At 59.7% G+C, this 12,503-nt stretch carries 13 protein-coding genes; 5 read left to right on the plus strand and 8 right to left on the minus strand.

Features of this window, described 5'->3' with window-relative positions; all coding sequences use genetic code 11:
- Nucleotides 1-7: 7 nt before the first annotated feature.
- From ACP0KA_RS07965 to ACP0KA_RS07975, 3 genes are read right to left on the minus strand one after another with little or no spacing between them, the layout of a single operon-like run.
- The gene (locus tag ACP0KA_RS07965; protein ID WP_424628286.1) at nucleotides 8-505 is read right to left on the minus strand and encodes a TPM domain-containing protein; all 498 of its coding nucleotides are present in this window, start codon (nucleotides 503-505) and stop codon (nucleotides 8-10) included.
- 17 nt (nucleotides 506-522) lie between these two features.
- On the minus strand, nucleotides 523-1,383 hold the full coding sequence (locus tag ACP0KA_RS07970) for a TPM domain-containing protein (RefSeq protein WP_424628287.1): 861 nt from the start codon (nucleotides 1,381-1,383) through the stop codon (nucleotides 523-525).
- Nucleotides 1,384-1,404: 21 nt separating this feature from the next.
- Nucleotides 1,405-2,040: a LemA family protein gene (locus ACP0KA_RS07975; protein ID WP_424628288.1), complete on the minus strand. Its 636-nt coding sequence runs from the start codon at nucleotides 2,038-2,040 to the stop codon at nucleotides 1,405-1,407.
- Between the two features lie 338 nt (nucleotides 2,041-2,378).
- Between ACP0KA_RS07975 and ACP0KA_RS07980 the strand changes: the two genes are divergently transcribed.
- Nucleotides 2,379-3,212: an enoyl-CoA hydratase gene (locus ACP0KA_RS07980; RefSeq protein WP_424628289.1), complete on the plus strand. Its 834-nt coding sequence runs from the start codon at nucleotides 2,379-2,381 to the stop codon at nucleotides 3,210-3,212.
- A gap of 6 nt (nucleotides 3,213-3,218) precedes the next feature.
- Here the strand turns inward: ACP0KA_RS07980 and ACP0KA_RS07985 are convergent, their stop codons facing one another.
- The 3 genes from ACP0KA_RS07985 to ACP0KA_RS07995 form a co-directional block, all read right to left on the minus strand.
- On the minus strand, nucleotides 3,219-4,502 hold the full coding sequence (locus ACP0KA_RS07985) for an acetyl-CoA C-acyltransferase (RefSeq protein ID WP_424628290.1): 1,284 nt from the start codon (nucleotides 4,500-4,502) through the stop codon (nucleotides 3,219-3,221).
- A 99-nt stretch (nucleotides 4,503-4,601) separates the two neighbouring features.
- Nucleotides 4,602-5,240: an N-acetyltransferase family protein gene (locus ACP0KA_RS07990; protein ID WP_424628291.1), complete on the minus strand. Its 639-nt coding sequence runs from the start codon at nucleotides 5,238-5,240 to the stop codon at nucleotides 4,602-4,604.
- A gap of 44 nt (nucleotides 5,241-5,284) precedes the next feature.
- A complete protein-coding gene (locus ACP0KA_RS07995; RefSeq protein WP_424628292.1) occupies nucleotides 5,285-5,494 on the minus strand; it encodes a DUF1127 domain-containing protein in 210 nt (69 codons plus the stop codon).
- A gap of 114 nt (nucleotides 5,495-5,608) precedes the next feature.
- Between ACP0KA_RS07995 and ACP0KA_RS08000 the strand changes: the two genes are divergently transcribed.
- Together ACP0KA_RS08000 and ACP0KA_RS08005 are read left to right on the plus strand one after the other, a co-directional pair.
- On the plus strand, nucleotides 5,609-6,550 hold the full coding sequence (locus ACP0KA_RS08000) for a transcriptional regulator GcvA (protein WP_424628293.1): 942 nt from the start codon (nucleotides 5,609-5,611) through the stop codon (nucleotides 6,548-6,550).
- A 24-nt stretch (nucleotides 6,551-6,574) separates the two neighbouring features.
- Nucleotides 6,575-6,994 carry a VOC family protein gene (locus ACP0KA_RS08005; protein WP_424628294.1) on the plus strand — a complete coding sequence of 140 codons (420 nt, stop codon included), beginning with the start codon at nucleotides 6,575-6,577 and terminating at the stop codon, nucleotides 6,992-6,994.
- Nucleotides 6,995-7,022: 28 nt separating this feature from the next.
- On the opposite strand, the gene ACP0KA_RS08010 is transcribed toward ACP0KA_RS08005, so the two are convergent.
- Together ACP0KA_RS08010 and ACP0KA_RS08015 are read right to left on the minus strand one after the other, a co-directional pair.
- Nucleotides 7,023-10,175: an efflux RND transporter permease subunit gene (locus ACP0KA_RS08010; protein ID WP_424628295.1), complete on the minus strand. Its 3,153-nt coding sequence runs from the start codon at nucleotides 10,173-10,175 to the stop codon at nucleotides 7,023-7,025.
- Nucleotides 10,176-10,184: 9 nt separating this feature from the next.
- The gene (locus tag ACP0KA_RS08015) at nucleotides 10,185-11,354 is read right to left on the minus strand and encodes an efflux RND transporter periplasmic adaptor subunit (RefSeq protein WP_424631513.1); all 1,170 of its coding nucleotides are present in this window, start codon (nucleotides 11,352-11,354) and stop codon (nucleotides 10,185-10,187) included.
- Nucleotides 11,355-11,576: 222 nt separating this feature from the next.
- Between ACP0KA_RS08015 and ACP0KA_RS08020 the strand changes: the two genes are divergently transcribed.
- Both ACP0KA_RS08020 and ACP0KA_RS08025 read left to right on the plus strand, forming a co-directional pair.
- A complete protein-coding gene (locus tag ACP0KA_RS08020) occupies nucleotides 11,577-12,182 on the plus strand; it encodes a hypothetical protein (RefSeq protein WP_424628296.1) in 606 nt (201 codons plus the stop codon).
- Nucleotides 12,183-12,250: 68 nt separating this feature from the next.
- Nucleotides 12,251-12,388 carry a hypothetical protein gene (locus ACP0KA_RS08025; protein ID WP_424628297.1) on the plus strand — a complete coding sequence of 46 codons (138 nt, stop codon included), beginning with the start codon at nucleotides 12,251-12,253 and terminating at the stop codon, nucleotides 12,386-12,388.
- The last annotated feature ends 115 nt before the right edge of the window (nucleotides 12,389-12,503 follow it).

Here is a 12,503-nt window from a genome sequence, read left to right on the forward strand (position 1 = left end):
AGCAGAACTAGACCACCACCGGCTTGTCAGGCAATTCGTTCGGGTGCGGTCCTGATGCCGGGAAATGCTTCATCAGGAGTTTGGTGACGGCGGCAATGCCGGCCAGCACGCCGCCCTCGAAGTTCCGGCTGCGCAATTCCGCTTCCATCACGCGACAGATCGCCTCCCACTCGCTCTGATTGACCTTGGCATCGATGCCGCGATCGGCAACAATTTCGACATCGCGGTCAGCGAGCAGCAGATAGATCAAGATGCCGCTGTTCTTGTCGGTGTCCCAGACCCGCAGTTGCGAGAACACATCGATGGCGCGCGCCCGCGCCGGCTGATCCCTGAACAACGGACGACCGTCGAGTGCGCCTTCTACAACAAAGCGGATTTGCCCGGTGTGATCTTTCTCGCTGACCTCGATGGCCGTCTCGATATTGGCCAGCGCGTCGCGCGGAAAAGCGCGCCGCACACTCCAGCGATACGGAATAAGATGCCTGCCGATGCGTTGAATGCTCATCGCTACATCTGCCCTGGCTACCATCTGCCCGAGGCGCCGCCGCCCCCAAAGCTGCCTCCGCCTCCGCTAAATCCACCACCCGAGCCGCCAGAGCCTCCCGAGCTCCAACCGCCGCCGGTACTGTAGCGCCCGCCGCCACCAGTGCCCACGGCGTCGCCGATCAATGTAACGAAAAAGGCGATCAGCCCAGCGATCAAAGCCACCGGCAGAACGCCAAGCATACTCCACGCGATAAAGGCGACGCCGCCGCCCATCACCAGCGATCCCAGCAATCTCCCCAGGATCGCCCTGAGAATTCCGCCCACGACCAAAGCTCCGATGATCAGAACCGGGAAAAATTCTCCGAGGCTATCGAAACTGGCGCTGGTGTCCGACTTCGGTTTAGGAGCGGGCAACGGCTCGCCATCGACCACACGTTCGATGCGATTGGTCCCGTCGATGATTCCTCCGGCGAAGTCGCCGGTGCGAAACTTCGGCGTGATGATCTCGTCGATGATCCGTCTTGCGGTTGCGTCGTTCAGCACGCCTTCAAGACCGTAGCCGACTTCGATGCGCAATCTGCGATCATCCTTGGCGACAATCAGAAGCGCACCATCGTCGATCTTCTTCCGCCCGAGCTTCCACTGCTCGACCACGCGCAAGGAATACTGCTCAATGGTTTCCGGCGCGGTTGTCGGCACGATCAGCACGGCAATCTGGGTGCCCTTGCGATCTTCGAAATCCTTGAGCTTGTTGTCGAGAGAAGCGATCTGGTCACTGCTGAGCGTCCCAGTCAGATCAACCACGCGACCGGTGAGTGGCGGCACCGCGACGTCGGCCGCGGCGGCCCAAGCCCAGCACAGCATAAACGCAAGAATGACTGCTCTTGCCGCCCTCATCGCGGATACTCGCGTTGCCGCTTACTTTGCAGGCGCGGGTGTTGCCGGCGCAGGCGACGCTGGAGGCGGCGGGTTGAAATCAACCTTCGGTGCGGTCGATATCTCCTTCTCGTTGTCGACCGTGAAGTTCGCCTTTTCCTTGTAACCAAACGCCATCGCCGTCAAATTGTTCGGAAATGTCCGGATACCGACATTATAGTCCTGTACCGACTTGATGTAGCGATTGCGCGCCACGGTGATCCGATTTTCGGTGCCCTCAAGCTGCGCCACAAGATCACGGAACAGCTGATCGGATTTAAGCTGCGGGTAATTTTCCGTCACCACCAGCAAGCGCGATAGCGCACCGGTCAGCTCACCTTGCGCGGCCTGGAATTTCTGCATCGCCGCCGGGTCGTTCACGACATCCGGCGTCATCTGCACGCTGCCGACCTTGGCCCGCGCATTGGTGACGCCAAGCAGGACATCTTTCTCCTGCTGCGCAAAGCCTTTCACCGAGTTGACGAGGTTGGGCACCAAATCAGCGCGGCGCTGATACTGGTTCACCACTTCCGACCAGCCCGATTTGACCGCTTCGTCGTTCTGCTGGATGGCATTGTAGCCGCAGTTGGTGAGGCTAAGTGAGGCGAGCGCCGCGAAGACCGTCAAAAGCTTGCGCATGGCTATCTCCAAAATAAACAAAGTCGAATGCGACCCTACAATGGTCCTGTGTCAGCCATCATACACGGTCAAAGAGACCAGGTCATCTGGCCCATCCGCGTCCACATTTGTCAGCTTGTTTCGGCAAAATCGATGTAAGCCCGGAGTGCCACTGGCAGCAGGCGCCCTGCTCACTGTTCTGGATCGCTCTGCGAAACAACGGTGCGCGGGTGACAATGCTCTTGCCCGCACGCCGGGCACTCCTTGCGCAACCCTGTCATGTTGCGCGAGGTTTCGCTGGTATCATCACCCTGATGGCTCCAGAGTCTCGGTTGGACCACACACGGATTGGGCAGCATATGAACAACACAACAGGCAGCATCGACATCGATACCGGAACTGATGAGCTGCTTTGTTCGCTGCGCGATCGCGTTGCCATCATCACGCTGAACCGCCCGCAAGCACGCAACTCTCTCTCGGACAATCTTACGCCGGCGCTTCGCACCATGATCAAGGAGCGCGGTGAGGACCCAAATGTCGGCGCCATCATCATCACCGGTGCCGGCACCGCCTTCTGCGCCGGCGGCGACGTCAAAGGCATGGGCGCGAACAGCAAGAAGCAAACGTGGTCGTTCGACCAAAAGGTCGAGGATCTGCAGGACCGTCAGCGTCGGCTGACCGGCGCGCTGATATCGGTGCGCAAGCCGACCATCGCGGCCCTCCCCGGCGCAGCTGCCGGTGCCGGTCTTTCGCTCGCGCTCGCGTGCGACATTCGCATCGCGGCGGAATCGGCATTCGTCAGCACGGGATATATGCGCGTCGGCCTTAGCGGCGATTACGGCATTGCATGGCTGCTGACGCGGCTGGTTGGCACCGCCCGCGCTCGCGAGTTGATGTTCCTGTCCGAGAAGATCGACGCCAAGCGCTGCGAGACCATCGGCCTCGTCAACCGCGTGGTGCCTGATGACAAGCTGCAGGACGAGGCCTTCGCGATGGCCAAAGCCATGGCGGAAGGCCCCTCCATCGCCCTGCGATATATGAAGAACAATCTCGACGAAGCGATGGCCTTCGACTTCAACACCGCGCTCGACCATGAAGCCGAGCGGCTGGTGCGCGCGGCGAGCACCGCCGATCACAAGGAAGCGGTGCAGGCCTTCATCGAAAAGCGAAAGCCCAACTTTAAAGGCGTCTAATCGCCTCTAAGCGGACTGCAGCAACGCCACCGTGCCCTGACCGCCATCGGCGCAAATGCTGACGATGGCGCGCTGTCCGGACGGCATCGCTGCCAGCTCCTTGACGGCCTGGCTCAAGATGCGCGCACCTGTTGCCCCGAACGGATGGCCGATCGCCGTGCTGCCGCCTGTCGGATTCAGCCGCTCCCGCGGAAATTTTCCGAACTCTGCATTCACTTTGGCTTTGTCGCGGATGAATTCGGGACTCTCCAATGCCTTGATGTGCGCCAGCACTTGGGCCGCGAATGCCTCGTGGATTTCCCAAAGATGGATATCGGCATAGGTGAGGCCGTGACGCGCCAGCAGACGCGGAATGGCATAAGGCGGCGCCATCAACAGGCCTTCGGTGCGGAAGTCCACCGAGGCGATTTCGTAATCGATCAATTTGACGCGCGGCGTCTCGGCAGGAAGTTTGCTCAATCCTGCAGATGAGGCAACCCAGATGCTGGACGCGCCATCCGTCAACGGCGAAGAATTGCCAGCAGTCAAAGTGCCTTTGCCGCTGGTGCGGTCAAACGAGGGCGGCAACCGCGCCAGCTTTTCAAGCGACGTGTCCTTGCGGGGGATGGTATCCCGGCGCACGTCGCCAAATGGAATCACCAGATCGTTGAAGAAACCGCGCTCCCAGGCCGCGACCGCACGCTGGTGACTTTCCAGCGCGATCTGGTCTTGCGCCTCGCGCGAGATATTCCAATCCTTTGCGGTGATTTCCGTGTGCTCGCCCATGCTCATGCCCGTGGTGCGATTGCTGACCGCCGGGATATAGAGCCGCACATCGCGCAGCTTGAGATCGATGGCGTGGGTTAGCTTCTGCCCGAGCGAGCGCGCCGACTGAAACTGGCGTACCCAGTTCGACAGCGACGTACCCAATCCCAATTGAACCTGGCTCAAGCTGTCGACGCCGCCGACCAGGGCGAGATTACGCGCCTCGCCATCGAGCATCCCGGCCGCCTCAAGAACGCCCATCATGCTGGTCGAACACGCCATGACCGTGGAATAGGCCGGAACCGTTGCATCGACGCCGGCATCCATCAGGATTTCCCGGGCGATATTGCTCCAGGTGAGGTTCGGGACCACGTTGCCCCACACCGCGAAGTCAGGCTTGCCGCCGTTCAACTGGCCGACCATATGCTTCACGACCGGGACCGATAGCGCGATTGCATCGGCGCCGCTCAATGGTCCATCGACCTTTGCGAACGGCGTGCGAACGCCTGACGCCAGCCAAATTTCGGTTTTTGCGGCTTGCGCCATCGGACCACTCCCCGGATCAAACGCCGTCAACGGCGCGCTTGAATCCTAGTCGATCCGACCGATTACGCACAAGCAGACACACGAGGCAAAGAGATAAAATCAGGCCGCGGCCAGCGCAGCGTGCAGTTGATCAATGATCGCCGCATCTTTCCAGCTCTCGCACGGAATGTCCGCGCGCCCGCCCTGCAACGTCTTCTCAAGGCGAACATGTCGCCAATCGTAGGGAGCCGGCACAAATTCGTACCCAGACTTCCTTGCGAGCCCGATCATTTGCTCGTTGTTACGAAAAGTCTCTCCCACCATACGAACAGCGCCTAACGCGGCTGACCGGCACTCAAGATTCATCAGGATCGCCGATCCGATCCCACGCCCCCGCCATGCATCGCCGATCGACAGTCCGAACTCGCTGCTGCGCGCCTCCGCATCATAACTATAGCGCGCTTCACCGACGACGGTGCTCACGCCGTCGACTTTCATCTCGGCAATCACCGCGAAGCGGCTGTTCTCACCCACATGAAGGGTCTTATCCAGTTCTGAAGGGGGCAGCTCGCTCGCGGCCCCCATCAGACGATTGTAACGTGACTGCTGCGACAACGAGCGGAAGTAAAACTGGAGAACGTCACCATCGCCCAAGGTCACAAATCGGATGATCAACGTTTCTCCAGTCCGCAGCCGTACGACATCGGTGAACCTGCCGAGCGCGTTTAAACCGGCCTGACTTACGCTGAACGCCACCATCTGACTGCTCCATCCCTGACGAGATTCAGCTTCCAGGCGCAGTATCACGCCCGCCAAAACGGCTTATTCGCTTCGTATTCGTAATCCGACCAGCTCGCGCCGACGTCATGGAAGTCCTGGTCGCTCATCCGGGCCAGCTCAACCCGGTATTGATAGCGGTAGCGCCACTTCCGCAGAATCTCGGCGACATAAGACGCGGGATGAGCAATGCTTGGATGATGATTTGTCATCCCTTCGCTGTTGCAAACAGACATTTTTGCCTCCTGAATTAATTTGATGACGCTAATATCTATGGTGCACTGCAGCTTGACAAACGACAGCTTGTCCTCCGATATATGAGATATTCTCATGTATTGGGTGCCCGGCCGATGATCGCAAGGTTGCCATCGCTGAACGGACTGCGCGCTTTCGAGGCGGCCGCCCGGCATTTGAGCTTCACGCTCGCGGCCCAGGAGCTGAACGTCACGCAGACCGCGATCAGTCATCAGATCCGACGGCTGGAAGAAGAGCTTAATATCCGCCTGTTCATCCGCCAGAACCGGTCACTGGCGTTGACACCGCAAGCCATCGAATATCTTCCCGGGATCCGAGCCGCCTTTCAGGATCTTCGCTCGGCCACCGATCGCCTGCTGCGCAATGACAATGATCGCGTTTTGACCGTCAGCACGCTGACCTCATTTGCAGTGAAGTGGCTGCTGCCGAGGCTGCGCGGCTTTCAGGACCAACATCCGGACATCGATGTCCGCATCACGACGTCCATCGAGCTGGTCGATTTCCGCAAGGACAATGTTGACGCCGCCATCAGGTTTGGCCGCGGACAATGGCCGGGACTTCGGGCCGACTGGCTGATGGCTGAGCATCTGTTTCCCGTGTGCAGCCCGGCGCTGCTCAAGGGCAAGCAGGCTCTGCGGCGACCGGAGGATTTGTCACGCGTCACATTGCTGCACACCAGTGCACATGATGACTGGCGGCTGTGGCTCACCGCCGCTGGCCTGCCGCCCGAGCTGTCGCAAAGTCCGGGGCTGACGTTCGATCTGGCCTTCATGACGATCCAGGCCGCAATCGATGGTATCGGCGTGGCCATGGGCCAAACAGCCTATGTCGCGGACGATATCGCCAAGGGACGCCTCGTCGTTCCTTTCGACATCACCATGCCGGCCGACGCCGGGTTCTACATCGTTGCACCACAGAGCAAAGCGACGGCGCCGAAAATCGATGCATTCCGTGATTGGTTGATCGCGACTACCGAAGCCGAACGAAACGCACAGTCAACGCGAAATCATTCCGGGAAAAGACTCTCGACTGCCTGAATGACAGAAACCAGGAGGCTAAAAATGCGGCTCGCTGATTTCTATCCTCTCATCATGACGGACAAGCTTGCGGAAACACGCGACTTCTACATCCGATGGTTCGGCTTCACACCACAGTTCGAGGCCGACTGGTGCGTCTATATGCGCTCAAAAGGCGAGCCAGGTTTCGCGCTGATGTTCATGTCACCCGATCATCCCTCGCGGCCGCCGGGACGCGAAACGCATTCGGGACAGGGGCTCATCCTGACCATGCAGGTAGAAGATGCCGAAGCCGCCTTCAAAGAGATGAAAGACAGGGGACTGCCAATCCAACACGGCTTAACGGATGAACCGTGGGGACAGCGCCGTTTTCTGACGCGGGATCCCGCAGGCGTGTGGATCGATGTGGTCGAGCAGATCGCACCGGCTGAAGGCTTCTGGGAGCAATACGCCGTTGCAAGCTAGGCAGCAGATCGCGGCCTGAGTGCATCATTCACGGCGACTCGGCGACGGCCGATTTCGCCGGCTTCTTTCGGCTTGCGCGCCATTCCTCGAAACGTTGCACCACGACAAAGAACGCCGGCACGAACAGGACGGCAAGGCACGTCGAAGCCAGCATGCCGCTGAACACGGTGATGCCGATGGATTTACGCGCGCTGGCACCGGCGCCTGTTGCGAGAACCAGTGGCACGACGCCGAGGATGAACGCAAAGGATGTCATCAGGATCGGACGGAAGCGCGCCCGCGCAGCTTCGACGGCGGACTCCAGCAAAGGCTTGCCGTCGCGAACACGCATTTCACGCGCCACTTCCACGATCAGAATCGCATTCTTTGCGGAGAGCGCAATCAGCAGGATCAACCCGATCTGGACGTAGAGATTGTTGTCGATCCGCAGGCCCATCAGCACGGACATCGGGCCGAGCAGAGAAAGCGGCACCGCAAGAATAACGGAAATCGGCGCATACCAGCTCTCATATTGTCCGGCCAGGACAAGATAAACCAGCAACAAGGCCAGACCGAACGTGAAGTAGATCTGGTTGCTGACGATTTTTTCCTGATACGACATCGCCGTCCATTCAAAGCTCGTGCCCGGCGGGAGCGTTTTGGCCGCAATCTGCTCCATGAGCGTCATGGACTGTCCGGAGCTGAAGCCCTGCGCAGGCAATCCGATCACGGTCGACGATGGATAGAGATTGTAGAGGCTGATCAGCGAGGGGCCGACCGTGGGCGTAATCTTGGCGATCGTCCCGAGCGGGATCATGTTGCCCTGCGCATTGCGCACCGTCATGTTCTCGATGTCCCGCAGGCGCAACCGGTAAGGTGCGTCCGCCTGCGCGTAAATCTGGAATGTCCGCCCGAATCTGTTGAACTGGCTGACGAACGTCGATCCCAGATAGGCAGCGAGGGCCGAGAACACTTGATCCGTCGAGACCTGCATCGTCTGGATCTTGACGCGATCAACCTCGACATTGAATTGCGGTACCAGTGCGCGAAACGGCGAGCTCACCCGCTGCAGCGAGCTTTGGGTCTGGGCGTTCGTGACGACCGCATTGGTGATGGTCTGCAGTTTGGCATAGTCGGAACTCCCATCACGCAGCTCGATCTGCATGGCAAATCCGGCCGCGTTGCCGATGCCCTGGATCGGTGGCGGCGGCAGCACGATCACCCGCGCTTCAGGAATCTCCGCCATCGCCTGATTGAGACCAACCACCAGTGACCGCAGATCCTGGCCGGGGCCGCGCTCGCTCCAGTCCTTCAGGACCAGATAGGCCACACCGGCATTGGCAAGGCTCGCGCTATTATCGAGGGCCGAAATACCGGCGATGCCGAGCACATGCGCAACGCCCGGCGTCTTGCCGGATATGTTGCTGACCCGGTCCATGACACGCTGCGTGCGATCGAGCGACGCGCCATCCGGCAGTTGCACGGCTGCGAGCAGATAGCCCTGATCTTCGATCGGCAGGAATCCGGTCGGCACGCGGGACAGGCCGTAACCGCCGATCCCGATCAGAACCAAGGCAACGAGCACCGAGATTCCGCTATGGGCGACGAGGCGTTGGATGAAATTGGCGTAGCCGCGCTCGATCCGCGCATAGACCACATTGAATCCGCGGTAGAACCAGTTGCGCTGTTCCGGCGGCACGGAAGGCCGTAGCCACAAGGCGCATTGCGTCGGCTTCAAGGTTGCCGCGTTGATTGCGCTGATGAGTGCCGTCGCAGCGATCACCAACGCAAACTGCGCGTAGATTCGCCCTGTTAGGCCCGGCAGGAATGCTGCAGGCAAGAACACCGATATAAGCACCAGAGTGATGCCGATGATCGGACCGAACAGCTGATCCATCGCGCTGATGGCGGCCTGCGGCCCGTTCATTCCGCGCTCAATATTATGCGCGGCGCCTTCCACCACGACGATGGCGTCGTCCACCACGATGCCGATGGCGAGAATGATGGCGAACAGCGTGGAAAGATTGATGGAGAAGCCGAGCGCCGCCATCGCGGCAAACGCACCGATGATCGTGACCGGCACCGTGGTCGCCGGTACCAGCATGGCCCGCCAGTCCTGCAGGAACACGAGGATCACGATGAGAACCAGCAGCGCCGCCTCGATCAGCGTTTTATAGACCTCGTTGATCGAGGCTTGGACAAACTTGGTGGTGTCGAACGGAATGTCGTACGTGACCCCTTGCGGGAAATTCTTCGCAAGTTCGGCCATCTTTTTCTTAACTTCGCCCGCCACGTTAATGGCGTTGGCTCCCGGCGACTGGAACACGCCGATGCCGGTTGCCGGGCGGTTGTCGAGCGAAAAGGCCTGGCTGTAGGTCTGCGCCCCCAGCTCCACCCGCCCAATATCGCGCAAACGCGTCACGTCGCCCGCGGTACCGGTCTTGACGATGATATTTGAGAACTGGTCGACGTCATCAAACCGGCCTTTCACATTCAGCGTGTATTGAAAGGCCGTTCCGCCCGGCGTCGGCGGCATGCCGACCTGACCAGCCGTTACTTGTTGGCTCTGCTGCTGCACGGATTGGATGACGTCTTGAGGCATCAAGCCTCTGGCCTGCAGCTTTTCGGGATCAAGCCACAGGCGCATGGAATACTGCCCTGCGCCGAACACGGTCACGTTGCCGACGCCGGGCAAGCGCGAGAGTTCATCCTTGAGATTGATGGTGGCGTAGTTGCTCAAGTAAAGGCTGTCGCGCTGGGAATCAGACGATGTCAGCGTCACGAACAGCAGGATCGCGGTCGATTTTTTTTGAACTGTCACGCCTTGGGTCTGCACAGCTTGCGGCAGCGACGACAGTGCGCTCGCGACCCTGTTCTGGACCAGCACCTGCGCGAAGTTCAGATCAGTGCCGATCTTGAACGTGACGGTGAGCGTATAGCTGCCGTCGGACGCGCTGTAGGACTGCATGTAGAGCATGTCCTCAACGCCATTCACCTGCTGCTCGATGGGCAGCGCCACCGTATCGATGACCACCTGCGCGCTTGCGCCCGGATAACGTGTTGTGACTTGAACCGTTGGCGGCACCACGTCGGGATACTGGGCAACGGGAAGCCGCAGCAGCGCCACCGCGCCGATGAGAACCATCAGAATCGCAATGACGTTGGCGAGAACCGGCCGCTCGATAAAAAACTTTGAAATCATGCGCGATTCCTAATTGGCTGACGCGCGTGGCTGTTCAATCGTCTGTATCTTCGGATTAACTTTCTGACCCGGGATGGCCCGCAGGACGCCCGCGATCACAACGCGGTCCTCCGGGCCAAGCCCTTTTTCGATCACCCGCAGAGAGCCCTCCACCGGACCGATTTCGACTTTACGTTGCTCGACAACATTATCGCTGTTGACGACCAGCACATATTGTCCGCCCTGATCGCTGCCCAACGCGACGTCGGGCACCAGCAGTGCCTTGACTGATTCTTCAACGGGAACGCGAACGCGCACAAAATAGCCCGGCAATAGCGCGCGGTTGGCGTTTGGAAGAACGCCACGAACGGCGAGCGTTCCCGTCGACTGATTGACCGTCGGCGCCGCGTAGTCGAGCTTTCCCCTGTGAGGAAAACCGGTCTCCGTCTGCAAGCCGACCTCAACGGGTATATTAAGCAGATCGGCCGAGGTGAGCCCTTTCATCATGGCTTCGGCGCGAATGCGAAGAACGTCCTGCTCACCCACGTTGAAGTTCACATAGATCGGGTCAAGCTGGACGATCGTTGCGAGCTGCGTCGGCGATGCGACGCCGACCAACTCACCGACGGAGACAAGGTGCGCAGTCACGATGCCATCGAAGGGCGCGACGACGTTGGTATAACCGTAATTGACGGCGGCGATCTTGGTATTGGCCTGGGCCTGCTGCAGACTGGCCTGGGCATTGTCGCGCGCGGACGTCGCCTGTTCGAAGTAGGATTGCGTTGCAAATTGCTTGGCGACCAATTCCTGCTGGCGCTTGAATTCCGCCTCGGACTGCTTCAGCGAAGCCTGTGCGCCAACTTCTGCAGCCTGCGCCTGATCAAGCTTCAGCTTGTATGTCTCAGGCTCGATGGTGAAGAGCGTGGTGCCTTCCTTGACGAAGGATCCGTCTTTGTAATTGATCGCCTGCAACACGCCCTGTACACGCGCGACAAGGTCGACGCTTTTGATCGGCGCTGTATTTCCCGTTGCATCCAGATAGCGCGTAATCGTTTTCTGAAGCGGGGGAGCCACATCCACGACAGGCGGAGGCGGCTGAACGAACGTGTTTTGCTCACATGCCGTGAGCAGAGAAACAGCTGCTAACAAAAGTAATACGCGTTGCTCGCGGGCCTTCGCAATTCGTGTATGGCCCCTCATCAATATGTCGAGCAGCGAATGACGAAACTTCATTCCCATTCCTCCCTGTCGACGTGTCTTCGGCAAGCAGGCTCGCACTAATGGTAGGACGATAGCATATTCTTCTTGCCGGAAAATCCAAAAGCGTGCAGTCTTTCTTTCGTTTCAAGGTCTCTGCTGGTCGCTGCTTGATTTCATTCGCTGCTGACACGTCTTCTACAAGGCAAAGCACTGGAGATCGAAATGCCAAAAGTTATTGGATGCCGCCTGGCGGCGCTATTTGCTTTAATTGCGACAGGTCTAGCCCTTCTGATTGCCCCCGCTGCGGCGCAGCAGCCAACGACAGCGCAACGCGATGCCATTCGCTCAGCCTGCCGTTCCGACTACGAGGCCCATTGCGCAAGCGTTCCGCCTGGCGGCAAGCCGTCGTTCATGTGCCTGCAGAAGAACATGGCCAGCCTGTCACCGGACTGTCAAAAGGCTGTGAATGCGGTCGGGAAGTCATCAGCGGCACCGGCAGCAGCTCCCAAATCTTCCGCAGCGACTCCTTCGACAGCGGCGCCGCCGGCACAAGCAGCGACCGGCGCAGCACCTGCCGCCGCCGCTCCACCTCCGGCTGGAACAGCTCCTCAAGCAACGGTCGGCGCAGCAGCCATAGCGCCTCCACCCGCGCTTACGCCGCGCCAGGAACTCAGGCTTGTCCGCCTCTCCTGCGGCGGAGACTATCGCACCTACTGCAGCAACATTCCGTTGGGTGGAGGCCGAGTTGCCCAATGCCTGCGCGCAAACGCAGCGTCGCTTTCCCCGGGCTGCCAGAGCGCGCTGATGGGACTACGCCAGTCTCGTTGAATCTTCACTCCTTTCATACGCTTGGAAATGCGCATCAGCGCAAGAAAGCGAACGCTTGGGAGACAAGCATGATCCTCATTGGTTCGGCGACGGGCGCTGATGCCACAGCGCCTGGCGGCACCACCATCGCACATGCGGCAGCAGCAGGTTCGCTGGTCGAACAAATTGTTGTTGTCCGCCGCAGCGTCTATCGAGGCACACCTTAGTGGCTGCCGCCGCGTCCGCACATGCGGCCCGAACGGCTGTGTGTACGTTCGCAGGTGCTGGTAGACGCAAGGCGCGACATCAACCCACACCAGATGATGTATGCCGCTTCGAGGC

The organism is Bradyrhizobium sp. SYSU BS000235, assembly GCF_049747295.1.
GTDB lineage: Bacteria > Pseudomonadota > Alphaproteobacteria > Rhizobiales > Xanthobacteraceae > Afipia.

Coding starts and splice junctions, on each gene's coding strand:
- ACP0KA_RS07965 (WP_424628286.1), bottom strand. CDS start 505: ATGAGCATTCAACGCATCGGCAGGCATCTTATTCCGTATCGCTGGAGT.
- ACP0KA_RS07970 (WP_424628287.1), bottom strand. CDS start 1,383: ATGAGGGCGGCAAGAGCAGTCATTCTTGCGTTTATGCTGTGCTGGGCT.
- ACP0KA_RS07975 (WP_424628288.1), bottom strand. CDS start 2,040: ATGCGCAAGCTTTTGACGGTCTTCGCGGCGCTCGCCTCACTTAGCCTC.
- ACP0KA_RS07980 (WP_424628289.1), top strand. CDS start 2,379: ATGAACAACACAACAGGCAGCATCGACATCGATACCGGAACTGATGAG.
- ACP0KA_RS07985 (WP_424628290.1), bottom strand. CDS start 4,502: ATGGCGCAAGCCGCAAAAACCGAAATTTGGCTGGCGTCAGGCGTTCGC.
- ACP0KA_RS07990 (WP_424628291.1), bottom strand. CDS start 5,240: ATGGTGGCGTTCAGCGTAAGTCAGGCCGGTTTAAACGCGCTCGGCAGG.
- ACP0KA_RS07995 (WP_424628292.1), bottom strand. CDS start 5,494: ATGTCTGTTTGCAACAGCGAAGGGATGACAAATCATCATCCAAGCATT.
- ACP0KA_RS08000 (WP_424628293.1), top strand. CDS start 5,609: ATGATCGCAAGGTTGCCATCGCTGAACGGACTGCGCGCTTTCGAGGCG.
- ACP0KA_RS08005 (WP_424628294.1), top strand. CDS start 6,575: ATGCGGCTCGCTGATTTCTATCCTCTCATCATGACGGACAAGCTTGCG.
- ACP0KA_RS08010 (WP_424628295.1), bottom strand. CDS start 10,175: ATGATTTCAAAGTTTTTTATCGAGCGGCCGGTTCTCGCCAACGTCATT.
- ACP0KA_RS08015 (WP_424631513.1), bottom strand. CDS start 11,354: ATGAGGGGCCATACACGAATTGCGAAGGCCCGCGAGCAACGCGTATTA.
- ACP0KA_RS08020 (WP_424628296.1), top strand. CDS start 11,577: ATGCCAAAAGTTATTGGATGCCGCCTGGCGGCGCTATTTGCTTTAATT.
- ACP0KA_RS08025 (WP_424628297.1), top strand. CDS start 12,251: ATGATCCTCATTGGTTCGGCGACGGGCGCTGATGCCACAGCGCCTGGC.